Source organism: Pandoraea cepalis (genome assembly GCF_902459665.1).
Taxonomy (GTDB): Bacteria; Pseudomonadota; Gammaproteobacteria; order Burkholderiales; family Burkholderiaceae; genus Pandoraea; species Pandoraea cepalis.
On the sequence record NZ_CABPSL010000001.1, the window covers coordinates 47,281 to 72,172 of the forward strand.

Annotated in this window: 19 protein-coding genes; 13 read left to right on the plus strand and 6 right to left on the minus strand. The window is 66.0% G+C overall.

Going from position 1 to position 24,892, the window contains the following annotated elements:
* Window positions 1-73 precede the first annotated feature (73 nt).
* The gene (locus PCE31106_RS00150; protein ID WP_150561981.1) at window positions 74-1,291 is read left to right on the plus strand and encodes an MFS transporter; all 1,218 of its coding nucleotides are present in this window, start codon (window positions 74-76) and stop codon (window positions 1,289-1,291) included.
* On the opposite strand, the gene PCE31106_RS00155 is transcribed toward PCE31106_RS00150, so the two are convergent.
* Entirely contained in the window at window positions 1,275-2,207 is a 933-nt protein-coding gene (locus PCE31106_RS00155) for a MurR/RpiR family transcriptional regulator (RefSeq protein WP_150562494.1), read from the minus strand. The two genes, PCE31106_RS00150 and PCE31106_RS00155, sit on opposite strands and share 17 nt — an antisense overlap.
* A gap of 265 nt (window positions 2,208-2,472) precedes the next feature.
* On the opposite strand from PCE31106_RS00155, the gene PCE31106_RS00160 reads away from it, so the two are divergent.
* The 10 genes from PCE31106_RS00160 (at window position 2,473) to PCE31106_RS00205 (ending at window position 14,382) form a co-directional block, all read left to right on the plus strand.
* A complete protein-coding gene (locus PCE31106_RS00160; RefSeq protein WP_150561982.1) occupies window positions 2,473-3,813 on the plus strand; it encodes an aspartate aminotransferase family protein in 1,341 nt (446 codons plus the stop codon).
* Window positions 3,813-4,664, plus strand: a complete 852-nt coding sequence (locus PCE31106_RS00165; protein WP_150562495.1) for a beta-keto acid cleavage family enzyme — start codon at window positions 3,813-3,815, stop codon at window positions 4,662-4,664. Before PCE31106_RS00160 ends, PCE31106_RS00165 begins: the two co-directional genes overlap by 1 nt.
* A gap of 155 nt (window positions 4,665-4,819) precedes the next feature.
* Window positions 4,820-6,493: a methyl-accepting chemotaxis protein gene (locus PCE31106_RS00170; protein ID WP_302476038.1), complete on the plus strand. Its 1,674-nt coding sequence runs from the start codon at window positions 4,820-4,822 to the stop codon at window positions 6,491-6,493.
* Between the two features lie 35 nt (window positions 6,494-6,528).
* Window positions 6,529-7,017: a chemotaxis protein CheW gene (locus PCE31106_RS00175; protein ID WP_150561983.1), complete on the plus strand. Its 489-nt coding sequence runs from the start codon at window positions 6,529-6,531 to the stop codon at window positions 7,015-7,017.
* Window positions 7,014-8,492: a CheR family methyltransferase gene (locus tag PCE31106_RS00180; protein ID WP_150561984.1), complete on the plus strand. Its 1,479-nt coding sequence runs from the start codon at window positions 7,014-7,016 to the stop codon at window positions 8,490-8,492. Before PCE31106_RS00175 ends, PCE31106_RS00180 begins: the two co-directional genes overlap by 4 nt.
* A complete protein-coding gene (locus PCE31106_RS00185) occupies window positions 8,489-9,142 on the plus strand; it encodes a chemotaxis protein CheW (RefSeq protein ID WP_150561985.1) in 654 nt (217 codons plus the stop codon). Before PCE31106_RS00180 ends, PCE31106_RS00185 begins: the two co-directional genes overlap by 4 nt.
* On the plus strand, window positions 9,139-11,562 hold the full coding sequence (locus tag PCE31106_RS00190; protein ID WP_150561986.1) for a hybrid sensor histidine kinase/response regulator: 2,424 nt from the start codon (window positions 9,139-9,141) through the stop codon (window positions 11,560-11,562). The genes PCE31106_RS00185 and PCE31106_RS00190 overlap by 4 nt, the downstream gene beginning before the upstream one ends.
* On the plus strand, window positions 11,559-12,569 hold the full coding sequence (cheB, locus tag PCE31106_RS00195) for a chemotaxis-specific protein-glutamate methyltransferase CheB (RefSeq protein ID WP_150561987.1): 1,011 nt from the start codon (window positions 11,559-11,561) through the stop codon (window positions 12,567-12,569). The genes PCE31106_RS00190 and cheB overlap by 4 nt, the downstream gene beginning before the upstream one ends.
* A 13-nt stretch (window positions 12,570-12,582) precedes the next feature.
* Complete coding sequence (locus PCE31106_RS00200; RefSeq protein ID WP_496401163.1) at window positions 12,583-13,626, plus strand: PleD family two-component system response regulator; 1,044 nt, start codon at window positions 12,583-12,585, stop codon at window positions 13,624-13,626.
* 18 nt (window positions 13,627-13,644) lie between these two features.
* On the plus strand, window positions 13,645-14,382 hold the full coding sequence (locus PCE31106_RS00205; protein ID WP_150561988.1) for a glutathione S-transferase: 738 nt from the start codon (window positions 13,645-13,647) through the stop codon (window positions 14,380-14,382).
* Here PCE31106_RS00205 and PCE31106_RS00210 read toward each other — a convergent pair.
* The 3 genes from PCE31106_RS00210 to PCE31106_RS00220 form a co-directional block, all read right to left on the minus strand.
* Window positions 14,349-14,999 carry a GNAT family N-acetyltransferase gene (locus PCE31106_RS00210; protein WP_254440866.1) on the minus strand — a complete coding sequence of 217 codons (651 nt, stop codon included), beginning with the start codon at window positions 14,997-14,999 and terminating at the stop codon, window positions 14,349-14,351. The two genes, PCE31106_RS00205 and PCE31106_RS00210, sit on opposite strands and share 34 nt — an antisense overlap.
* A 133-nt stretch (window positions 15,000-15,132) precedes the next feature.
* Window positions 15,133-16,560, minus strand: a complete 1,428-nt coding sequence (locus PCE31106_RS00215; protein WP_150561989.1) for a TAXI family TRAP transporter solute-binding subunit — start codon at window positions 16,558-16,560, stop codon at window positions 15,133-15,135.
* A gap of 85 nt (window positions 16,561-16,645) precedes the next feature.
* Window positions 16,646-17,566, minus strand: a complete 921-nt coding sequence (locus PCE31106_RS00220) for a LysR family transcriptional regulator (protein WP_017235675.1) — start codon at window positions 17,564-17,566, stop codon at window positions 16,646-16,648.
* 267 nt (window positions 17,567-17,833) lie between these two features.
* On the opposite strand from PCE31106_RS00220, the gene PCE31106_RS00225 reads away from it, so the two are divergent.
* Together PCE31106_RS00225 and PCE31106_RS00230 are read left to right on the plus strand one after the other, a co-directional pair.
* Complete coding sequence (locus tag PCE31106_RS00225) at window positions 17,834-19,024, plus strand: M20 aminoacylase family protein (RefSeq protein WP_150561990.1); 1,191 nt, start codon at window positions 17,834-17,836, stop codon at window positions 19,022-19,024.
* On the plus strand, window positions 19,021-20,331 hold the full coding sequence (locus PCE31106_RS00230; RefSeq protein ID WP_017235677.1) for an MFS transporter: 1,311 nt from the start codon (window positions 19,021-19,023) through the stop codon (window positions 20,329-20,331). Before PCE31106_RS00225 ends, PCE31106_RS00230 begins: the two co-directional genes overlap by 4 nt.
* Window positions 20,332-20,395: 64 nt before the next feature.
* Here PCE31106_RS00230 and PCE31106_RS00235 read toward each other — a convergent pair whose 3' ends face one another.
* Together PCE31106_RS00235 and PCE31106_RS00240 are read right to left on the minus strand one after the other, a co-directional pair.
* Window positions 20,396-21,295, minus strand: a complete 900-nt coding sequence (locus PCE31106_RS00235; protein WP_150562499.1) for a response regulator — start codon at window positions 21,293-21,295, stop codon at window positions 20,396-20,398.
* A 49-nt stretch (window positions 21,296-21,344) separates the two neighbouring features.
* Complete coding sequence (locus PCE31106_RS00240) at window positions 21,345-24,770, minus strand: hybrid sensor histidine kinase/response regulator (RefSeq protein WP_437343785.1); 3,426 nt, start codon at window positions 24,768-24,770, stop codon at window positions 21,345-21,347.
* Window positions 24,771-24,892: the final 122 nt, after the last annotated feature.

The following is a 24,892-nucleotide window of genomic DNA, read 5'->3' on the forward strand; positions in this document are numbered from 1 at the left end:
CGAGCTGGCAATACTTGAAGCCATACCGCGTCCTCCTTGGCCATTTACGGTCGCTTCATTGTTGGCTCACTGCATGACTCATTCCTTGATCCCAGTCGACACAGACCCTTGCCAGTCACCCCAAACAACGCCGCGCTGGGCGATTCCGTTGCTGGCGCTACAGTTATTCGTCGTCACGTTCGCCGTGAATCTGCAAGCGCCGCTGGTGCCGCACTATGCCGCGGCAAGCGGGCACGGCGCGGGGGCGCAGGCGCTTGCCTTCGCGTGCTATGTCGGCGCGCTCGTGCCGACATTGCTGTTTCTCGCGGGATTGTCCGATCGTGTGGGGCACCGCGTGCCGTTGGCCATCGCGTTGCTGCTTGGTCTGGTAGGCACGGCGCTGACCCTGCAATGGCCGACACTCGTCGCACTTGGCGGCGCCAGGGCATGTTATGGATTGGCGACGGGACTCGTGGCGGGCAGCGGCACCGCGTACATGACCGAGCTATATGGCACGCGCGAAGACGCAGCCACGCGCGGGGCGGCGCTTGTCGCGGCGGCCACATCGCTGGGCTTTGGCACTGGCGCGCTCCTCACCGGCGTGTGCCTCGTGGCGGCACCGTCGACGCTGCCGCCCGTGAGTCTGTGGGCGTATCTGCCGTTCGCCTTTGTGGCGGCCGTTGCGGTGGCGGCGCTGCCCGCGCCAGTGCGTCATCGGAGCACATCGTGGTTGCGCTGGCCGGTGCTTGCGCCCGGCACCGTCCCGCTGGGCATGGCGATACTACTCGCGTGGGCTGCGGTGGGCGTCGTCATCGGCGTGGTGCCAGCGGCGCTGGCCGCGCGCGGGCACGAGGCGTGGGCGGGATTTGCCACGTTTTTCGTGATCTCGACGGGATTGTTGTTTCAGCCGGCCGCGCGACGCATGGCACCCGTGCACGCGGTGCGCGCGGGACTGGTGCTTGTGCCACTCGGCTTCGTCGTGCTGGCGTTCGGGGTGAGTTACGCGAATTTGCCCGTATTGCTTGCCGGTGCCGCGATCGCCAGTTCGGCGTGTTACGGCTTCACTTATCTGGGCGGGTTGGCGGCGGTCAATGCGGCGGTCGCGCCGGACATGCGCGCACGTGCGGTGGCGGGGTACTTCCTGTTTGCTTACTTCGGCTTCTCGGTGCCGGTGGTCACGATTGGCTGGCTTGCGGACCGCGTTGGCATGCCCGTCGCCTTGGCGTTGTTGGCTGCGGCGCTGATCGCGGGCAGCGCCGCGCTCGCGGTGACGCTACGCCGCCCGGCCGCTACGCTCACGCGTCTCGTTTGACGCGGGTGCCGCTTCCCGCGCTTCCCTCACTCCCCGTCGGGCTCACGTAAGCGCCGGTGCCGTGCAACTGGTCTTCGGCCAGTTCCAGGGCGCGCACCGCCCCGCGTCCCTTTCGGGCGAGCAGCATTTCCACGAGCGTCTCGACGACGGCGATCCCGGCGGTGATCGACGGAAAGAACGACGGACTCTCATGCGAGAACAGCACCGTCGCATCGGCGTCGAGGGCGAGCGGCGAGACCGTGGAGTCGGTGAGCGCGAGCACACGCGCCCCCGCCGAGCGTGCCGCTCGCGCGACGATCAGCGCTTCGTTCGAATACGGGGCGAAGCTGATGACGACCACCACATCGCGTGCCGAGAGCGCACGCAACTCCATCTCCAGCGTGCCGGCCTCGCCGCGAATCAGATGCACCGTCGGCCGGAACAGCCGATAGATGTATTGGAACGTGAACGCGATGGGAAAGCACGCCCGGAAGCCGGCGACATGCACGGTGCCCGCATTGGCAAGCAAATCGACGGCCGCTCCCAGCGACGCATTCGCGCCCGCTTCGGTCAGGTCGAGGTTGTTGTGCTGCACGCGGAACATCTCGGGCACCATGCGGGCGGCATCGCCCTCACGGATGACCTGACGAGCGCGACTCGCATACGGCTGCGGCCCCAGCCGGATCGATTCGAGAAACAGTTCGCGCAGGCCGTGCCAACCGTCGAAGCCGAGATGCTGTGCGAGTCGCACGAAGGTGGCCGGCTGCACGCCCGCCTCGGCGGCAATCGCACGCATGGAGCTGATCGGAACACGCTGCGGGTGGTCGAGCAAGAAACGCGCGCCCGCCTGAAATTGCGGGCTGAGCTGGGGATAGCGCGCGCGCAGCAAGGTGTTGAGTTGTTCGAGCGTCTGCGGCAACGCGGGAGCTTCAGGCATAGGGGATGGCAACACGGCGACGAGGTAATGTAACGATTGTTGCATGAAATGCCCCGACCACGCACGCGCTTTCCCCCGTGGGCCCGACCGATGCGCAAGCGTCGGGCAAGTTCAGGCGATTGAGCAAAGTGTTGCGACAACAAAACGAGTGAAACATATGTTGCAAAAACGACGCGATGCCCCTACACTGAGCCCCATCGTTCGCGTAAATGGGTGGCTGGGCGGTCATCGCGCGACGCGCCATCTTTCCGTCAGAGGTTCAGGCATGACTCATGTGTTTCACCGCAATCCGCGCCAAACCTTGCCCGTCGCGGTCGGCGGCCAGGGCATCGAGCTGATCGACAGCACGGGCCAGCGTTATCTCGACGCATGCGGCGGCGCGGCCGTCTCATGTCTCGGACACGGTCACCCGCGTGTGATCGAGGCGATGCAGCAGCAGGCGGCGCAACTGGCTTACGCGCATACCTCGTTCTTCACGACGGAAGTCGCCGAGCAATTGGCCGACACGCTGGCCGCGAGCGCGCCCGGCGATTTGAATCACGTGTATTTCGTCAGTGGCGGATCGGAGGGCGTGGAGGCGGCGCTCAAGCTGGCGCGGCAGTACTTCGTCGAGATCGACCAGCCGCAGCGTCAGTACTTCATTGCGCGCCGTCAGAGCTATCACGGCAACACCCTTGGTGCGCTGGCCATCGGCGGTAACGCGTGGCGACGCGAGCCGTTCCTGCCGCTGCTGGTGCCGGCGCACCACGTTTCGCCCTGCTTCGCGTATCGCGAACGGCTTGAGGGCGAGGGTGACGCTGCGTATGTCCAGCGTCTGGCTGACGAACTCGAAGCGAAAATCCTCGAACTCGGCGCCGATCGGGTGATCGCGTTTGTCGCGGAAACCGTGGTCGGCGCGACGGCGGGTGCGGTGCCGCCGGTGGGCGACTATTTCAAACGCATTCGCGCCGTGTGTGACAAGTACGGCGTGCTCCTGCTGCTCGACGAAGTGATGTCGGGCATGGGGCGCACGGGCTACCTGTTCGCGTGCGAGGAAGACGGCGTGGTGCCGGACATTCTCGTCATCGCCAAGGGACTGGGCGCTGGCTATCAGCCGATCGGAGCGATGCTGTGCACCGATAAAATCTTCGATGCCGTGGTCGGCGGCTCGGGCTTCTTCCAGCACGGTCACACGTATCTGGGGCACGCGATGGCCTGCGCGGCGGCGCTGGCCGTGCAGCGCACGATTGCCGAGGAGCATCTGCTGGAGAACGTGCAAGCGCGTGGCGAGCAACTGCGGGCGCGCCTGTGCGAAGTCTTCGCAGATCACCCTAACGTGGGCGATGTGCGTGGCCGGGGGCTGTTCGTCGGTGTCGAATTCGTCGCCGACCGTGCGACCAGGCAGACACTCCCGACGGCCGACAAGATGCACGCACGGCTCAAGGCGGCGGCCAAGGCGCGCGGTCTGCTGATCTATCCGATGGGGGGCACGGTCGATGGCGTGCATGGCGATCACGCGTTGATCGCACCGCCGTTCATCTGTCAGCCGGCGGACATCGACCGCATCGTGGAACGGTTGGCGTTGGCGGTGGCCGACGTCACCGGCGTGATGACGGGAGGCGCATGATGACCGGCACGACACGGACTTTCGCGCTGGCCGTCGCGCCCAACGGCGCCCGACGCACGCACGTCGATCATCGTGCGCTGCCCATGACGCCGGACGAACTCGGTGCATGCGCCAAGGCCTGTCTGGACGCGGGTGCGGCGATGATCCACCTGCACGTTCGCAAGACCGATGGCACGCACAGCCTCGAAGTGTCCGACTACACGGCGGGGATCGATGCGGTTCAACGTGCCGTCGGCAACGAACTCGTACTGCAGGTGACGACCGAGGCAGTCGGCTGTTATACCCCCGAGCAACAAATCGCGACGGTGCGTGCCTTGCATCCCGAAGCGATTTCGGTGGCGTTGCGCGAAGTGTTGCCCGACGCCGCGCATGCGCCCGCCGCCGAAGCGTTCTTCGCCTGGCTCTGGCAAGCCCGGATCACGACGCAGTACATCCTGTACGACACCCAGGATGTGGCGCACTACTGGCGCTTGCGAGCGAGCGGGGCGATCCGTCCGGGCCGTCATTGGGTCTTGTTCGTACTGGGCCGCTACAGCAAGGGGCAGTTGTCGTCGCCGTCGGACCTGCTGCCGTTTCTCGCGTCCTGGCAGACGGGGGCACAAGCGCTGGGCGAGGCGATCACGGCCACACCGTGGGCGATGTGCGCGTTCGGACCGCGCGAGGCGGAGTGCGCGCTGGCGGCCGTGTTGCATGGGGGCCACGCCCGGATCGGCTTCGAAAACAATCTCTACCTGCCGGATGGCAGCGTCTCGCCCGATAACGCGGCGTCGCTCGGCGCGCTGACGGCGGCCGCAGCCCCACTCGCGCTCGTGCCCATGACGGCCGACGCCCTTCGCGACCTGACCCGCTGAATGGCCGTCGCGGGCACCGCCGCGGGTGCCCGGACCGCCTCAAATCAGAAATAAAACCAAATACAAGGTCTGACCGACGTTGCCCGGCCGGGCCGCTGTAATAGAATCGGCGTAACCTCAAACAGGCCCGCGTCGCCCCTCCCCCGGCACCGGGTATGCACAACGAACGGGAGCGCGGCGTGAAACACTGGTCGATCCGACATCGCATTCTGGCCAGTTTTGGCCTGATCATCGCCTTGATGGCCCTCATGGCCGGCATCGCCTTTACGCGGCTGATGACCATCCAGCAGGAGGCGATCAGCGTGGAGACCGACTCCACGCCCGGCCTGTACTACAGCACGATGCTGCGCGGCGCCTGGTTCGAGAGCTACCAGATGCTTCAGCAGGTCGTGTCCGTCGACGACAACGACAAGGCCCGAGCGAGCGATCTCGATGTGCTTCGCGCCGCCAATGGCAAGATCGACGACTGGATCAAGGAATACGGCACGACCGTCAACCGCAGCATCGACCGCGTCCAGTACGACGAGGTGCGCAGCGTGCGCCAGCAGTATGGCAGCGTCAGCAATCAGGTGCTCAAGCTGGTTGCCGACGGTCAGATCGCCGCGGCGCGTTCGATGGTGTCGGACCAGCTTTACCCGGAGTGGGGCCGCGGGCGCACGGCGATCCAGCATCTGGTCGATACCAACAAGACCTTTGCCGACGAGTCGACTCACAATATTAGCCAGTCTGTGACGGCGGCTCAGGCAACGCTGCTCATCACGCTGGTCGTGGCGCTCGCGTGCGCGTTGCTGTGCGGCTGGTTGCTGTTCCGCGCCATCAGTGTGCCGCTCGGGAGTGTCATGCAGATTCTGGAAGTGATGCGCTCGGGCGATCTGACGCAGCGTCTCGATCTGGACCGGCGCGACGAATTCGGCGCGCTGGAGGCGGGCTTCAACCGGATGACGGATGAACTCACGGGGCTGGTCGGACAGGCGCAGAAGTCGGCGTTGCAGGTAACGACGTCGGTGACCGAGATTGCCGCCACGTCGCGTGAGCAGCAAGCCACGGCCTCGGAGACGGCGGCAACGACGACGGAAATCGGCGCGACCTCGCGCGAGATCTTCGCTACGTCGCGCGATCTGGCCCGCACCATGACCGAGGTCGCGGGCGTGGCCGAACATGCGGCGTCGCTGGCGGGCACGGGGCACGTTGGCCTCACGCGCATGGAGGACGCCATGCGTCACGTCGTGGAGGCGGCGGGGTCGGTCAACGGCAAGCTCGGCATCCTCAACGAGAAGGCGGGCAACATCAATCAGGTCGTCACCACGATCACGAAGGTGGCCGACCAGACCAACCTGCTCTCGCTCAATGCGGCCATCGAGGCCGAAAAGGCGGGCGAGTACGGACGCGGCTTTGCCGTGGTGGCGACCGAGATCCGGCGGCTGGCCGATCAGACGGCGGTGGCCACTTACGACATCGAACAGATGATCAAGGAGATTCAATCGGCCGTGTCGGCCGGGGTGATGGGCATGGACAAGTTCACCGAGGAGGTGCGGCGCGGCATGGACGAGATGCGTCAGGTCGGCGATCAGCTCGCGCAGATCATCGCGCAGGTGCAAACGCTTTCGCCGCGCTTCCAGGTCGTCAATGAAGGCATGCAAGCGCAGGCGACCGGGGCCGAGCAGATCAATCAGGCGCTGGTGCAACTCTCCGAGGCGGCGCAGCAGACCGCCGAATCGCTGCAGCAATCGAGTCAGGCCATCGAAGAACTCAATCACGTCGCCAACGGACTCAAGAGCGGCGTCTCGCGCTTCAAGGTGCAGACGCTGCCGCCCGTGGGGCTGGCGTGAAGTAACGCGCCACTTCGTCATTCGCGGACCTCGCCATGTTGTTCCTGCGTTTCGCCATCGCGACCGATCACTACGTCATCGAAGCCAGTCAGGTGGCTGAGGTGCTGCCGTGGCTCGCGCTCAAGCACCTGCCTGCCGCGCCGGCGTGGGTGGCCGGGGCCTTCAGCTATCGTGGCGAACCGGTGCCCGTTATCGACCTGACGCGGCTGGCCACGGGGGTGAGCGCGCCCGAGCGCCGATCCACGCGTCTGGTGCTCGTGCATTACCCGGCGCCCGGGCCCAATGCGCGCCGTCTCGGGGTGCGCGTCGAGCGCGCGACCGACACGTTGCGCGCCGACGCCTCGGCGTTCCAGGCGAGCGGTGTCGATCTGCCGGAAGGCCATTACCTCGGCCCCGTGCTCGACACCGACGACGGCCTCGTGCAGTGGGTGCGAATCGATCAACTGCTGACCGACGAGGCGCGCGCGCTGCTCTTCGACGCCGCGCGCGACGCGTTGGCCGAGACACCGGAGGCGTCGTCATGAGCCGTGTCCACGACATCGAACGCCTGCTGCGCGAGACCATGGGGCTCGACGCGCAAACGCTCGGGGCGCATGCCATCGAGCGTGCCGTGCGCGCGCGGCTTGCCGCGCTCCCACCCGAGATGCAAGACGCACCCGCCTATTCTCAATACTGGCAATGGCTGCAGCAATCGCCGCAGGAGCTTCAGGCGTTGATCGAAGCGGTCGTCGTGCCCGAGACATGGTTCTTCCGGCATCGCGAGGCGTTCACGGTGCTGGGGCAGTTGGCGCGCGACGAACGGGCCACGCGACGCGGCACGGTGCGTGAAGGCCAGCCGCTGAGGCTGTTGAGCCTGCCGTGTGCCACGGGCGAGGAACCCTACTCGATGGCCATGGCGATGTTCGACGCGGGGTTCGGTGCCAGCGATTTCACCGTCGACGCGCTCGATATCAGTGAACGTGGACTTGCCCTCGCGCGTGAGGGGCGCTACGGTCGCAACTCGTTTCGCGGCCCGCCCGAATCGCTGTCGTTTCGCGAACGCTATTTCACGCCGGATGACGACGGCTATCGCGTCGTCGGGGCGCTGAGCACGCAGGTGCGCTGGCACGCGGGCAATCTGTTCGATGCCACGCTGGTCGATCGGCTGGGCACGTTCGACTTCGTGTTCTTCCGCAACGTGCTGATCTACTTCGACCGCGAAGGACAGCGCCGGGCGATCGCCGCGCTCGAACGCCTCATGCGGATGGGCGCGACACTCTTCGCCGGGCCGGCGGAAGGCGGCACATTGACCAGCAATGGCTTGACGTCGACCGGACACGTGCAGGCGTTCGCGTTTCGCGTTGCCGGGCCGGTGCGCGACGTGGTGCCACCACCCGTCGGCGTGTCGCGCATTGCGGGAACGCTCGAATCGTTCAACACAATGCCGCCGGTGAGTGCCGTCGACGCTGCGGCGCAGCGACGCGCCGAGGGTCGGTTCGTGGCCCATGTCGGTCTCACGGGCACGCCTGCCCCGCTGCAGGCGAGGCCGAACGTTGTGGCGAAGCCGCCCGCAGCGCCCCGCGCCGCTGTTGCGGCTGCGTCCGCTACCGCTGCTGCCGCTGCGTCCAATGCCGCTGCCGTCGATGCGCAACTCGAACAGGCGCGCGTGGCGGCCGACGCGGGCGATTTTGTGCGCGCCGTCGCATTGTGCCGCACCGTGCTTGCGACCGATCGTGCGAACGCGCAGGCCGAGTATCTGCTCGGCTTGGTCGAAGACGCGCGGGGCGATGCCCAGGGCGCACTCGTCCATTATCGTCGTGCGCTGTATCTCGACCCGGGACATTACGAAGCGCTTGTGCATTGCGCGGCACAACTCGACGCGCGCGGCGATGCCGCCGGCGCGCGTCGTCTGCTCGAACGTGCTGAACGTGCCGAACGCACGGATGCCACCCAACGCAAGGCGACAACGTCGAGTGCATCGCCTGACAACGTGCCGCGTGACGGGACCCGACATCGATGACAAATCGCGACTTCGTGCACGAGGCCGATTCGGTGTCCGACGCACGCCACCCGAATTCCCCAGCGCCCTCGCACGCCGGTGCGTTGCACCGCCAGGCGGCCGAACTGCTCGATCGTCTGCCGGTCGTGCCGGTTGACCCGGCCCCGTGGCGCGCTGCGGTGGGTCGCGAGGCGGCGGCGCGCGGCACGCCGCTGTTGCTCTTCCGTCTGGGCGACGAATGGCTCGCGCTACCGGCGTCGGCCATCGAATCCGTGGCGCCGATGTGCGGCTGGCATTCGGTGCCCGGACACCGTCAACCCGCCTGCCTCGGATTGGTCAACCTGCGCGGCGCGCTCGTGCCGTGCGTGTCCTTGGAAGCCTTGCTCGGCGTGCAATCGGTCCCGCGCGCCGAGACGGCCCCGTCGAATGCGCTGCGCGCGAGCGCGTCGCGCCTGCTGGCGCTGCGCCACGGTCACCACTTGAGCGCGTTTCCCGTGGCCGAGGTGCATGGCACGGTCACGCCCGCCCGCGAAGCGCTTGGCGCGGTGCCCTCGACGGCGTTCGGTGCGAGCGACGGCCTGGCGGTCGCCGTGTTGCCCTGGCGCGAGCACGTTGTCGGCGTGCTGGATCCGTTGCGTGTGGGTGCGGCATTCGACAGGAGCCTCGCATGAGCGACGACCTGCACGACGCCACGCTGCTTGATCTGTTCCGCATGGAAACGCAGACGCAGGCGCAAGTGCTCGGCGATGGATTGCTGGCGCTCGAGCGCGCGCCGACCGACGCGTCGCGGCTCGAAGCCTGCATGCGGGCCGCGCATTCGCTCAAGGGGGCGGCGCGTATCGTGGGCGTCGACGCCGGCGTGGCGCTCGCCCACGTGCTCGAAGATGCCTTCGTCGCGGCACAACGCGGCGCCCTTCTGCTCGACGCAACGCTCATCGACCGCTTGCTGCAGGGTGTCGATCTGCTCATGCGTCTGGCGCATCCGCCGGGCCGCGATCCGAACTGGGCGCAGGGCGCGGGCAAAGCGGAAATCGACGCCTTCGTCACGTCGTTCACCGGGCAGCTCGCCACGTTGACGAGTGAAGCGGTGCAGACGCCCGCCCATGCCGCCCCCGTGAGCGCCGCGACGCCCACGCCGTCGGCCGAACCCACGGCATTCGATTACGCCAGTTACGGCATGCCGACGTCGGCGACACCGCCCGCGCCCGACGCCATGACGATCGCCGCGCCCGTATCGCCGGCGTCGCCGGCCCCGCCCGGCCCGCCCGAGCCCTACGACGTGCGCGACAACGACGACACGACCAACGACAATGACGTCGCCGACCCCGCGTCGCGCGCGTTGCGTGTGTCGGCGGACAATCTGAACCGACTGCTGCGACTCTCCAGCGAAGGGTTGGTGGCGTCGCGCTGGACGCAGCCGTTCGCGCAGTCGTTGCAGCGGCTCAAGCGTCATCAGCATGAGGCGGGCGATGCATTGGACCGCGTGAGCTCGGCGCTTGCGCAAGTGGTGGATCGTTCCGATGAAGACCGTCAGGTGTTGCTCGCGGCGCTGGCCGATCTGCGGCGCGCACTGAGCGTCGGCGGGCAGTTGTTGGCCGAGCAGATGCACGAGCTGGACGAGTTCGATCGGCGCTCGACGCAACTGTCGCAGCGGCTGTACGACGAAGCGCTCGCGTGCCGGATGCGTCCGCTCGACGACCGGCTGGGCGGATTTGCGCGCATGGTGCGCGACCTGGGCCGCTCGCTCGGCAAGCCAGCGCGGCTGGAGATTCGTGGCGCGCATACGCCGGTCGACCGCGACATTCTCGATCAGCTTGAAGCGCCACTCGGCCATTTGCTGCGCAATGCCGTCGACCACGGATTGGAGCGCCCGACCGAGCGCGCGGCGGCGGGCAAGCCGGCCGAGGGCGTTATCACGCTCAGCGCGCGGCACAGCGCGGGGCTGTTGCTTGTGAGCGTAGCGGACGACGGTGCGGGCATCGATCTCGAGCGCGTGCGACGGGCGGTGGTCGCGCGCGGGCTGGCTGCGCCGGACACGGCACAGCGGCTCGACGACAGCGAGCTGCTCGAATTCCTGATGCTGCCCGGCTTCACGCTGCGCGATACGGTGACGGATGTCTCCGGACGCGGCGTTGGACTCGACGCGGTGCGGGCGATGGTGGCGACGGTGCGCGGCACCGTGCGCATCGAGCACACGCCGGGGCGCGGCACGAAAGTCATTCTGCAGTTGCCGCTCACGCTCTCCGTGGTGCGCAGCCTGCTCGTGGAGATCGCGGGCGAGCCGTATGCGTTGCCGCTCGCGAACCTGTCGCGCACGCTGGCGCTCCCGCAAGAGCACATCGCTGTGCTCGAGGGGCGTCCGCACTTCACGCTCGACGGCAAGCAGATCGGACTCGTGAGTGCGCAGCAAGTCCTGTGCGGCAGTGCGCCGGTCGCGGTGGCGGGGGATCAACCGGTGGTCGTGTTCGGCGACGGCGACGCGCGTTACGGGCTGGCCGTCGACAAGTTCCTGGGCGAGCGCATGCTCGTCGTGCAACCGCTCGACACCCGGCTCGGCAAGGTACCCAATATTGCCGCCGGGGCGCTCACGGAAGACGGCGCCCCGTTGCTCATCATCGACACGGCCGATCTGGTGCGCTCCATTGCCAAGGCGGTGGAGCTGGGGTCGCTCGAACGGGTGCCGGTGCGCGCCGCCCAGGCGAGCGGACGTGCCAGCAAGCGCGTGCTCGTCGTCGACGATTCGTTGACCGTGCGCGAACTCGAACGCAAACTGCTGGCCGCGCGCGGCTATGAGGTGCGCGTCGCCGTCGACGGTATGGAGGGTTGGAATGCCGTGCGCAGCGAGACGTTCGATATGGTGATTACCGACGTCGACATGCCGCGCATGGACGGCGTGGAACTGGTCACGCTCATCAAGCGCGACGCGCGTACGGCAGCGTTGCCGGTCATGATCGTGTCTTACAAGGATCGTGAGGAGGATCGACAGCGCGGACTCGATGCCGGCGCCGATTATTACCTCGCGAAAGGCAGCTTTCACGACGACGCGTTGTTGCGCGCCGTGGTGGACCTCATCGGGGAGCCGGGGTCATGAGGATTGGGATCGTCAACGATTCGAGCATCGCCGTCGAGGCGCTGCGTCGCACGCTCGCGCAACGACCGGGGTTCGACGTGGCATGGGTGGCGCACGATGGGGCACAGGCGGTGTCGATGTGCACGCCCACCCCGCCGGACCTCGTGCTGATGGATCTCGTCATGCCCGTGATGGACGGCGTGGCGGCCACGCGTGAGATCATGCGGCGCTCGCCCTGTCCGATTCTCATCGTGACGTCGGACGTGGGTCATCATGCGAGTCTCGTGTTCGACGCGATGGGCGCCGGCGCGCTGGATGCCGTCGACACGCCGGTGCTCGGCGGTACGGATCGGGCGCGGCCGGCATCGTCGCTGCTGGCGAAGATCGAGGCCATCGCGGCCCAGCAGGCCGACGCGCGTCTGCCGCAGCCGAGCGCCGCACCACCGCGTGCGCCTGCGAGGACCGACATGCTGGTCGCCATCGGGGCGTCCGCCGGCGGGCCCGCGGCACTCGCCGCGTTGCTGGGGCGATTGCCGGTGAACTTTGGCGCGGGCGTGGTCGTCGTACAGCACGTGGACGAAGCGTTTGCCCCGGGCATGGCGGACTGGCTCGATCAGCAGACGCCGCTCACCGTGCGCTTGGCGCGAGCGGGCGAGCGTCCGAGCGCCGGCGTGGTGCTGCTCGCGGGCGGCAATCGACATCTGCGCGTGGACGCGAGTGGCCGATGCGCGTTTACCGACGACCCGACGGACGCGGTGTATCGTCCGTCCATCGACGTTTTCCTGCAAAGCGTGGCCGAGAACTGGCGCGCGCGCGCGGTGGGCGTGCTGCTCACGGGCATGGGCCGCGACGGCGCGGCCGGGCTCGGCGCCATGCGCGCGCAGGGCTTTATCACGATTGCGCAGGATCGCGAGACGAGTGCGGTGTATGGCATGCCCAAAGCGGCGGCAGAGGCCGGTGCGGCGTCGCAGATTCTGCCGCTGGCGAGCATTGCGCCGCAACTGGTGACGCTATTTGGAACGGTATGACAGGACGCAAAACATGACGATAACGCCACGCCCCCCCAAGCCGGTCGCGCAAGCGGCGGGCGCCGAAAGCAGCCTGAACGAATCATCGGCGATGGTGTTGCTCGTTGATGACCAGGCGATGGTCGGTGAAGCGATTCGCCGCGCGCTCGCGGGGGAGGCGAACATCGACTTCCACTATTGTTCGAGTCCGGAGGATGCGCAACGCGTGGCGGAAACCACGCGTCCGACCGTCATCCTGCAAGATCTCGTGATGCCGGGCACCGACGGTTTGTCGCTGGTGAGGCAGTATCGTGCCAGTCCGCTCACGCGCGACATTCCGATCATCGTGCTCTCGACGAAGGAAGAGTCGACCATCAAGCGCGAAGCATTCGCGGCGGGCGCCAACGACTATCTGGTCAAGCTGCCCGACCCCATCGAACTGATCGCGCGCATTCGCTATCACTCGCGCTCGTACATGAACCTGCTGCAGCGCGACGAGGCGTACCGCGCGCTGCGCGAGAGTCAGCAGCAGTTGCTGGAGACGAATCTCGAACTGCAGCGGCTTACGCATTCCGATGGCCTGACCGGGTTGGCAAATCGCCGCTATTTCGACGAGTACTTCAGCGCGGAATGGCGCCGCGCGCTGCGCGAGCAACGCGAGATGGCGTTGCTCATGATCGACGTCGACAATTTCAAGATCTATAACGATACGTATGGCCACATCGCAGGCGACGACGTCCTGCGCCGCGTCGCCACCACGATTGCCGATGCGGCGTCGCGTCCGGCCGATCTCGCCGCGCGCTTCGGCGGCGAGGAGTTCGTGATCGTGCTGCCGAACACGACGGCGAGTGGCGCGGCCCTGATCGCCGAGAAGGTGCGCGCGCAGATCGATGCGATGGCGATTCCGCACATCGGCTCGGCCAACGGCCAGCACGTCACCGTCAGTATCGGCGGCGCGTCGTTGGTGCCGCGCACCCACATGGCGTCAACCTCATTGATCGAATCGGCGGATCTGGCGCTCTACCGCGCCAAGCAACTGGGCAAGAATCGCGTGGAGATGCAGCCGGGCGCTTCCTGAACCTGCTGAGGAGGGTACATGATCTTCGAGCTGTTCTATTGGCCGGGCCTGCAAGGGCGCGGGGAATTTGTCCGCCTCGCCTTCGAGGCCACCGGCACGCCGTACGTAGAGATCGTGCAGGGCGACGCGCCCGGGCAGGGCATGGAAGGCCTGATGCGCACGATGGACGACCCGGCTTGCCAGGATCCGCCCTACGCACCGCCTTTCCTGCGCGTGGGCGACGAATTGATCGGGCAGACGGCGAACATTCTCGCGTATCTCGGGCCGCAGCTCGGTCTGGTGGGCGAGTCACCGCGTGCGCGACGTTGGGTCAACCAGTTGCAGCTCACACTGGCCGATCTCGTGGTCGAGGTACACGACAGCCATCATCCCATCGCGAGCCGCTTGTACTACAGTCAGCAGCGCACGGAAGCGCGCAAGCGCACGGCGGACCTCATCGAGTACCGCCTGCCTAAATTCTTTGCGTACTTCGAGCGCGTACTGGCGAACAATCCACACGCGGGCGGCTGGCTTTCCGAAGGGGCGATGTCGTACGCCGATCTCTCGCTCTTCCAGGTGATCGCCGGGCTGGACTACGCGTTTCCGCGCGCGATGTCGGGATTTGCCAAGGCGTTCCCGCGCTGCCAGGCGGTACGCGACGCCGTGGCGCGCGTGCCACGCGTCGCGGCCTACCTGAAGTCGCCGCGCCGCATTCCGTTCAACACCACGGGCATCTTCCGTCACTACAAGGCACTGGACCGCGCCTCGCCGTTCTGACGTGGCGGCTGGCCGGGTTCGACTGACGCCGGCAGCGTCGCGTCGCCGGCGTTCAACGGCCGCTGCATGAGCACGGTGTCGATCCACCGGCCGAATTTGAACCCGACGGATTTGAGCACGCCCGTCTGCGTGAAGCCGCATGCCTTGTGCAGCGCCAGCGAGGCCGCGTTGCCGCTGTCGCCGACGTTCGCGACCAATTGCCGCCACGGGCCGCCTTCGCAACGTGCGATGAGCGCGAGCAGCAGCGCGCGCCCGACGCCCTGGCCCGTCGAATCGGCCGCGATGTACACCGAGTCTTCGAGCGTGAAGCGATAGGCCGAGCGCGGCCGGTAGTGCGTGGCGTACGCGTAGCCGAGGACCTTGCCGTCGCGCTCTGCAACGAGGTACGGCAGTCCGGCGTCGAGACCCTTCGTGCAACGCGCGCGCATCTCGGCCTCGTCGGGCGGCACTTCCTCGAACGACGCCGTGCCAGTGCGCACGTGATGCGCATAGATGGCCGTGAGCGTCGGCAGGTCGTCGTCGCGCACGGGGCGCACCGTGCACGCTCCACGCGCGGGTTCCGTGTCGACGCGTTGCGGCGCGTTGGGGAGGGAGGCGTGAGCGGAGGACGACGACATACGAACAGACCCGAGCGTTGAGTTTCACAACGAACCGGTGTCCCGGTCCGTGACAGTCAATAGTGTGCGCTTCGTCAATTCATAATAAAAGCTTGCGTTGATTATGCAGTGCATAAGCATCGCTTTGAGATACTCACACGCCGCGCAGGCTGTCCTTGCTGGCGGCCGGTGACGCACTGTCGGCGTGCCGGGCGGCGTCGCCACCCGTGGCTTCCGGCGCCGCGTTCATGACATCGAGCCGCTGCCGCACGAAGCCAATGTGTTCGCGCAGCACATAGAACTGGTCGGCGTACGCGAGCGGGATCTTCAGCCGATTGACGGCGGCTTCGATGGCGTCGAGCCGATGGCGCAGGCTTCGGTATTCGGTGTGGGCGTCGTCGGCCAGCGCTTCGCGTTCGAGCGCGATGAGCGCGCCGTACCAGCGGTACAACCGCGATTTCACGCGCCAGCTGTACAGCGACGGCACCAGCCGGAATGCCGGAATCAGCACGACGAGGATCGGCACGAGCAACACGACGATGCGATCGGCGAGACTCGCGACCCAGAACGGCAAATGCCGGTACAGAAACCCCTTGCCGGACTTGTAGTAGCGTGCGGCATCGTCGGAGATCGGGAATTCGTGGACCTGAGCCGATGGGAATTCCCCGGCGCGTTGCAGCAGGTTGGCCTTGCCGTGCACCTCGCGCGCGGCTTCGATCAACAGATCGGAGAGTGCCGGATGCAGGCTGTCGCGCGCGACGAGTTCGACCGTCGGGCTGATGACGTGTACCGGTTGTGCCGGCAGGTTGCGACCGAGGTCGAAAACGCCGCGCGGCAATGTGAGTTGATTCAGATACGTGAAACGGCGCGTGTACGCATCGGCCTGCGCGAAGTCCATCAGCCGCACACCGGGCGTGCGGATCAGCTTGCCCAATGTCGGGCCGGTGGCGGTGTCGCCGGTGAGCATGGCGGCGTCGACGCGTCCGTCGATCAAGGCCTGCGCGGCATCCTGTCCGTCGTATGCCGTGAGCCGGGTCGCACCGCCCGGCTCGATGCCGTTCGCCTTGAGCAGCGCGAGCGACAGTGCGCGTGCGCCACTGCCTTCGCGACCGATGGCGATGCGCTTGCCTGTCAGGTCAGACAGCTTCGTGACGCGCGCCCCGCGATAGAACACGGAAATCGGCGCATAGAACACGCTGCCGAGCGAGACCAGGCCATCGACGTCGAGGCCTTGCGACACGCCCCCCTGCACCAGGCCCAGGTCGACGTTTTGCGATGCGTCGGCGAGCCGCTCCACGTTCTGGCGCGAGCCCTCGGACGTGAGAACGACGAGTGTGATGCCGTCGCGCGCGAGGATCGTCTTGTAGCGTTGTGCGGCATTCCAGAAGGAGCTGCCTTCAGGGCCGGCGCTGATTGTCACGGTGCGCGGCGGCGCCGGTCGTACGAGCCATACGGCGAGCCAAATGGCCGCCATCGACAGGAGGATGACCGGGCCGAAGGATACGGCGAGGTCGCGCCAGGAAATGGCGACGAAGCGGGCGCGGATTCGCCGGTGGGCGGGTGAGTTCGAATCGGTCGTCATCGAAAGCAGGCAGGCTTGACCCGCATATCCAACACCCGGCCGATCATACGCCATCTATGCTGACTGATCGGGCCGGGTGTCTTCGTCAACGATGCGCGAGGCTCTGCGCAAGTTGCTTCCAGAGGTGATCGGCGGCGGGCGACAGACGCCGGCCCACGCGCGTCATCATCTGGCTGGAGAAGCCGGTCGCGATCGGATGATCGATGGGCACGGCGACCAGCTCGCCAAGCTCGATGCCGCGTCGCGCGGTGATCGCCGACATGAAGGCCACGCCAAGGCCCGCCGCCGCTAGCGTCTGCGCGGTGTTGAACAGATCGACGCGGTAGGCGGGCGTCACGTTCAGGCGCGCGGTGTCGAGCACCGAGTGCACGAATTGCTGCACGCCGTGGGCCTCGGTCATGAAGATGAGCCGTTCGTGCGCCAATTCCGAGGGCGGCACACTCGCCATGGTTGCGAAACGATGGGTGGGGGCGACCACGGCGCACAGGGCCTTTGCGGCGAACGGATGAATGCGCATGGCCGGATCGTCGGCGGAGCGCGCGCATAGTCCGATATCCACGACGTCGTCGCGCACGAGCGAGAGCACGGCGGGCGTCGGGCCGGAGCGTATTTCGACGAGGATATCCGGGTAGCTCATCGAAAAGCGCTGCAACGCCTGTGCGATCAGGCGTCCGATGAACCCTTCTCCGACACCGATCGCCACGCGCCCTCGCTTCAGATGCCGGTATTCCTCCAGCCGCGCCGACAGGTCACGCTGACGCCGTTGGCCGTCGCGGTAGTAGTCGATGAGCACCTGACCGATCTCGGTGACGCTCACATTGCGTCCGCGCCGTTCGATCAGCGGAAAGCGCAGACGCCGCTCGAGCGCCGCGATCTGCCGGCTGACCACGGATGGATTCACGCCGAGCGACTCGGCGGCCATGCGCACGCCGCCCGTCGCGGCAATTTCGGCAAGATATTTGAGCGCACGCTCGCCGATGTCGTCGATCCACGCCTCGTAGGTCATTCGCTTCTCAGTGTTGTGTTCGTGGGAATGCGTCGGTCTGACCCGACGCCGGCCGGGGGCGGTCCAGATCGCGTCGACGGCCCCAGAAAAATCTCGTCAAACCATTGAATAAAAACAATTTTCTGTCGATGGCGTCGCCATCTTGCTACTTTGCCAGGGCGACCAATTGTTGACTTGAAAGCAACATTTTGACGTGGTTTGCGTCATGGGTGGGAATTTTCGTCGGTGCAATACTCCGCGTTATTCAACAAGAGAGAGGAGCCCCCGATGAGCGAGACTCGCTACTGCGAAGTGAGCGATTTGCTGGAGGCGCGCGCGCCGCTGGCCGAAATGCGTCACCACATCCATCAACACCCCGAACTGTCCTACGAGGAAGTCGACACGTCGCGCTACGTGGCGCAAAAGCTCGAAGGCTGGGGGTATCAGGTCACGCGTCATGTCGGCGGTCACGGCGTGGTGGCCTCGCTCACTGCGGGCACGAGCGGTCGCACCGTCGGTGTGCGCGCCGACATGGACGCGCTGCCGATTCACGAACAGACCGGCCTCGCCTATGCCAGCGTGCACGACGGCAAGATGCACGCCTGCGGCCACGACGGTCACACGACCGTGCTGCTCGGCGCCGCGCAGCAACTTGCGAAGACACGCAATTTCGACGGCACTGTTCACCTGATTTTCCAGCCGGCGGAAGAAGCCGGTTCGAACAGCGGTGCCGAACAGATGATCGCCGACGGCTTGTTCGAACGCTTCCCGTGCGAGGCGATCTTCGGTCTGCACAATCACCCGGGCGTACCCACGGGCACGTTCGGCTTCCGCGCCGGCCCGCTGATGGCCGCGTGCGACACCGTCAAGATTCGTATCCACGGCCGTGGCGGTCATGCGGCGCGACCGCATCTGGCGATCGATCCGGTGATGATCGGCAGCAGCCTGGTGATGGCGCTGCAAACCGTGGTCGCGCGCAACGTCGACCCGACCGAAGCCGCCGTCGTGACGGTCGGCACGTTCCATGCCGGCTTTGCGCCGAACGTGATTCCCGAGGAGGCCGTGCTGGAGCTGAGCGTGCGCTCGTTTTCGGCGGACGTGCGTGCCACGCTGGAGGCGCGCATTCGCGCGCTGGTGACCTCGCATACCGAGGGCTATGGCGCGAGCGCCGACATCGACTATATCCGTGGCTACCCGGTGCTCGTGAATACCGAGGCGGAGACAGCGTTCGCCTGCGGCGTGGCCGAAGAGCTGGTGGGCGCCGAGCACGTCATCTCGCCGTTCCCGCCGATCGCGGGCAGCGAAGACTTCGCGTACTACCTGCAGAAGGTGCCGGGCTGCTTCATTCGCCTGGGGAACGGCGAGGGCAAGCCGATGCTGCACAACGCCAAGTACGATTTCAACGACGACAACCTGACCATCGGCGCGGCCTTCTGGACCCGTCTGGTCGAACGCTTTCTTGCCAAGGAGCGCGCATGAGCATCGCCACTTCCACATTGACGCTTGACGGCGCACAGCCGTCGCCGATGACCGCTGCGCAACAACGCAAGATCGTGTTTGCCGCCGTCATCGGCAACCTGCTGGAGTTCTTCGACTTCACGGTCTACAGTTATTTCGCGCTGACCATCGGCAAGCAGTTCTTCCCGGCCCACGATCCTGTCACGTCGTCGCTGCTGGCGTTCGCCGTGTTCGCGGTGGGCTTCGTGATGCGCCCGCTCGGCGGTTTCGTGCTGGGCCGCTACGCGGACCGTGCCGGCCGCAAGCCGGCGCTCACGTTGACCATCGGCTTGATGGCACTCGGTTCGGCAGCCATCGGCCTCGCGCCCACGTATGCGCAGATCGGTCTGGCCGCGCCGTTGCTGATCGTCGCGGCGCGCCTGCTGCAAGGCTTCGCCCAAGGCGGTGAATTCGGTGCGGCGACCGCCACCTTGCTGGAAATGGGCGGTGCGAAGCGCCGCGGCTTTCGCGCGAGCTGGCAGTTGGCGAGCCAGGGCGCGGCCGCGCTGCTCGGCTCGGGCCTGGCCGCGAGTTTGGGCTTCCTGCTCTCGGACGACATCATGCACAGCTGGGGCTGGCGGATTCCGTTCCTGCTCGGTACGCTGATTGCTCCGGTCGGGATCTACCTGCGTCGTCACATTCAGGAAGAACCGCCGAAGGCGAAGACGATCGCCGGTCGCGACGACCCCAAGCGCGGCGTGTACGTGCGCAACTGGTTCCTCACGATCTTCTCGATCATGGGGATGTCGGTGTCGACGTACGTGATGATGTATTACATGCCGACGTACTGCATTCAGTACCTGGGCCTGCCGCCGAAAATGTCGATGTTGACCGGCGTGGCGGCCAGCACGATCTCGCTGGTGATGTGCCCGATCTATGGCGCGTTGTCGGACAAGATGGGGCGACGCAAGCCGCTCACGATCATCGGCCGCGTGGCGCTCGTCGTGCTGCTGTATCCGGCATTCTGGATCATGACGCACTTCCCCTCGCTGCCGGTCGTCCTGGCGGCGCTGATTGTCCTCATGCTCTGCTACACGATGGGGTCGGCCCCCGCTTACGCGCTGATGCCGGAGAACTTCCCGAAACATCTGCGCGCGGGCTACATGTCGAGCGCGTATGCCATCGCGGTGTCGGTGTTCGGCGGTACGGCGCAGCTCGTGGCCGGCTGGTTGATTCGTGCGACGGGCAACAAGATGGCGCCGGCCTGGTACATGATCGTCTGCGTGATCATCTCGCTCATCGCCGTGTCGATGTTTGAAGAGACCGGCAACAAGGTGCTCGACGAGTAAGCGTCTGAGGTCGGTAGCCCAGCGCGAACGCAGTGCCAATCCGTTTCGCCGCATGACGCCGACTTCACCGCCGATCGAGGACTTTCATGACCAGCGCGGCGGCGGTCGCGCGGGTTTCCACGTGGAGCTTTCGGAACAGGTGTTCGAGGTGCTTGTTGACGGTGCGGGGCGCCATGCCGAGGATGTCCCCGATGTCGCGATTGGCTTTGCCGCGCGACACCCACAGGAGCACTTCGGCTTCACGTGCGGTCAGGCCGAAGTGCAGGGAAAGCGCCGAGCAGTAAGCGGTGTCGTCGGCTTCCGTGAGCGTGACGATCCACTCGCCGGTCTTCGGGGCCGGGGCGGCCGTGGCGGAACGGCGAACGTTCTCGAGCACGCATTCATGGACGACATTCGCCTGCGCGCCTTGCGCAAGCCAGGCCACGAACCAGTGCAGCAACGGCGCGGGCAAACGCGGTTTGGCGACGTCCTCGTGCGTTGAGCCGTACGCCGCGATCTGCCGCGCCGCCTGAGGACTCTGCCAGCAGATCGCGCCGTCTTCCGAGACGATAAGCGCCGCGCGCGCGCCGAGCGAGAGCGCTGCCTGTGCATAGGATTGCGCGCGCGAGCGCACCACATGCGCGCCAATGCGCGCGCACACTTCCTCCGGGCGCACGGGTTTCGTCACGTAATCGATGCCCCCGACGCGAAAGCCCCGCACGACATGCTCGCTTTCCGTCAGCGACGTCATGAAGATGACCGGAAGATGCTCGTAACGTGGGTCCTGTTTGATCCGCGTGCAGGTCTCGAAGCCGTCCATCGCGGGCATTATCGCGTCGAGCAGCACGACGTCCGGCGTGACCCGCGCCAGACACTTCAATGCCGCCTCGCCGCTTAACGCGACGAGCACCGCGTAACCGTTCGCTTGCAGGGTATCGGAGAGAAAGGCGAGATTGTCGGGCGTGTCGTCCACGATCAGCACGATGGGACGGTTTCCCTGCCACTCCGGCGGGTCGCTCGCCTCCGTGGGCGCATCATGCACCGGTGGCGCGGGGCAGGTGAACAAGCTCATTTTCAAGTTCCCTTAGCTGAAAGCGTTCGGCAAGTGCGCGTAGCGTTTCGATCTGGGTGGACAGTGCGGGGTGGACGCGCCGCGCCTCGTCGAGTTGCTCGACGACGCCTTGCACATAGCCGACGTCGAGATGCTCGCGGATACGCTGAAGCACCCCCTCGGGCAGCGCGAGCTGAATGGCGTCGGACGTCGCCGCCGATGTCTCCGCCCGCGCCGCGCTGGGCGTCGTCGTCGGTTCCGATGCAATCCATTCCAGCGCAAGCAGTTGTGCGAGCTTGTCGAGCAACAGATTCACCTGCAACGGCTTGGCCAGATAGCCTGCGCAGCCGGACGCGCCGGCACGCTCGCGATCGTCGGCGAAAGCGTTGGCCGAGAGCAATACGACGGGCGCCGCCGAGAGCTGATTCTCACGAATCAGGCGGCTGGTTTCGTAGCCGTCCATCAACGGCATTGAGATGTCCATGATGATCGCGTCGGCGGTGTGAGTGCCGAGCCATCGCAACGCGTCGGGACCGCTGGCGACTTCGGTCACGTCGAAGCCCAGCGGCGTGAGCAGTTGGACGACGATCCCGCGCTGATCGGCCAGGTCGTCCACCACGAGAATCGTACGGCGCGACCCGGCGTACCCGCGAATACCCGCCAACTCGGTGTAGACATCGGGTGCGCTTCTCACTGCCGGTGCGAAGAGTTTCACCACGAAGTGCGTGCCGCGCCCGACCTCGCTGTGCGCGTCCAGACTGCCGCCGAGCGCATGCGTGAGCAATCGGCAGATCGTCAGCCCGAGGCCCGCACCGTGATCGTCCGCATGGGCGGCGTCGCCACGCTCGAACGGCAGGAAGAGACGCGCCATTTCCTCAGGCGCGATGCCGGGTCCGGTATCGATCACCTCGAACTTCAGCGTGTCCAGCGCGTGACTCACGCGCAGCGTCACCGTCCCTGCAGACGTGAAGCGAATTGCGTTGCCGATCAGGTTGGTGAGAATTTGCCCGAGGTACTTCTGATCGCATTTCACCGTCCCCGGAATTCGACCGACGACCTGGACATCGAAGGCGAGCGCTTTTTCCATCGCCAACGGACTCATCATCGACGACACGTGAGACACGAAATCGGTCAACGACACTTTCGTGATGTTCAATTGCAGCTTGCCGGCTTCGATGCGCGCGACGTCCAGTAGTCCGTCGACCAGCGCGAGCAGATGCTCGCCGCTGCGATGGATGGTGCGAACCGCGTTGTAGCGCGTGGGGGACAGTTCTTCCTTCGCCTGCATCAGAAGCTGCGCATAGCCGAGGATGCTGTTGAGCGGCGTCCGTAGTTCGTGACTGAGGCCCGATACGTAACGGCTCTTGGCCTGATTCGCCGACTCGGCGGCCGCGCTCGCGCGCTTGAGCGCCTCGTCGGTCTTCTGGTGCGCTTCGATTTCCTGCATCAGCAATTCGTTTTGCCGTTGCGATTCCTCTTCGGTGACGCGGCGGCTCTCGCGCTCCAGCACGAACCACCACGCCGCGATGCAGCCCACGAGGGCGAGCGAGAAGAAGATCTTGAGGAAGCTGCTTCCTATGATCCCGACTTCCGCCGCGCTGATCGACGCCACACTCTGCGACCAGATCAGCAGCAGAACGCCAGCCAACACGGCAAGGATGGCCAGCACGAGGCTCGCATAGCGAATGAGCCGCAACGCCGCGGGCCCCAGCCGCAGGCGCGGAAACACGCAGTGCAATGCGCGATCGGCCTGCGCGGAGAAGCGCGCGTGCGGCTTGCAGCGATCATGACAACGGGAGTCCAGCGAGCAGCAAAGCGAGCAGATCGTGCCGCCATAGGCCGGACAGTGGGCCGTGTCCTCCGGTTCGAACGCGTGCTCGCAGATCGCGCAGCGCAGCGATCTGGCGTCGCCGGTCGATTGCGGCTTGCGCGCGAGGTAGTACTTGCCGCGTGTCGCGATGGCAATGATCGGCGCGCAGACGAACGCCACGCCGAAGGCAAGGAACATCGACATCGCCTCGCCAAGCTCGCCGAAGGCGCCTGCCCGAGCCGTGAGGGCCGCCACGACGCCCAGCAACATCGCGCCCAGCCCGACGGGATTCACATCATAGAGATGTGCGCGTTTGAACTCGATGTGACGCGGGCTGTATCCCAATGGTTTGTTGATGACGAGATCGGCGCACAGCGCGCCTATCCAGGCCACGGCAACATTCGCATACAGCGAGAGCACTTTGCCGATCACCTCGAAGACACCGATCTCCACGAGCAGCAGCGCGATCATCACGTTGAAGACGAGCCACACCACGCGCCCCGGATGACTGTGCGTGAGACGTGCAAAGAAGTTCGACCAGGCCAGCGATCCCGCATACGCGTTCGTCACATTGATCTTGAGCTGCGAGACGATGACGAAAAGTGTCATGGCCGGCAGCGCCCAACCGGCCAGCCCAGCGGGATCGAGGAGGATGTGATAGGCGACGAGATACATCTGCGTGGGCTGCGCGGCTTGCGCGACCCCCACTTCGTTCTGGATCGCCACAAATGCGAGGAAGGCGCCGCCGAGCATCTTCAGCGCACCGGGTACGATCCAGCCCGGGCCGGCGCACAGTAGCGCGAGCCACCAGCGCTTGCGGTTGCGCGTCGTCAGCGGCGGCAGGAAGCGCAGATAGTCCACCTGTTCGCCGATCTGCACGATCAGCGCGAACACGACTGTCGACGCCTGTCCGAACGCAATGAGACTGAACGCCCGGCCTTGCGGGGCGAATCCCGCGAACGTGGTCCACTCGCGCAGCATCCCGGGGTGGTGCCACAGCACTGCGGCGTAGGGCAACACGAACAGCACGATCCACAGCGGCTGTGTCCAGCTTTGCAGCCGGTTGATGAGCGTGATGCCGAACATCACCAGCGGAATCACGACGAGCGAACTCACGACATACGCGAGCGCCAGCGAGATGTGGAAATAGAGCTGTAACGCCAGCGCCATGATGGCCGCTTCGAGTGCGAAGAACAGGAATGTGAAGATGGCGTAAAGAAACGACGTCACCGTCGAGCCTATGTAACCGAAGCCGGCGCCGCGCGTGAGCAGATCCATGTCGACGCCGTAGCGCGCCGCGTAATAGCTGATCGGCAGGCTCGTCAGGAAAATCAGGATCGAAACGGCGGCAATGGCCCAGAGCGCGTTGGTGAAGCCGTAATTGATGACAAGGCTACCGCCGATGGCCTCCAGCACCAGAAACGATACGCCGCCGATTGCCGTGGTCGCGACGCGTAATTCCGACCAGCGGCGAAACGAGCGCGGGGTGAAGCGCAGCGCATAGTCTTCCAGCGTTTCGTCGCCGACCCAGGCGTTGTAATCCCGCCGCACCTTCACGATGCGCTGAGTGCTGGGCGCGCTGACTGAACTTTGGTGCATCTTGGCCATGAAGACGTGAAGGCGATCCGGATTGGTGCAAAAAGCGTTGGATGTAAAGCCCAAAGCAAATTACATTCCACCGCCCCACCTGGGGAATACGTCAATCGACGTATTCCGATCGT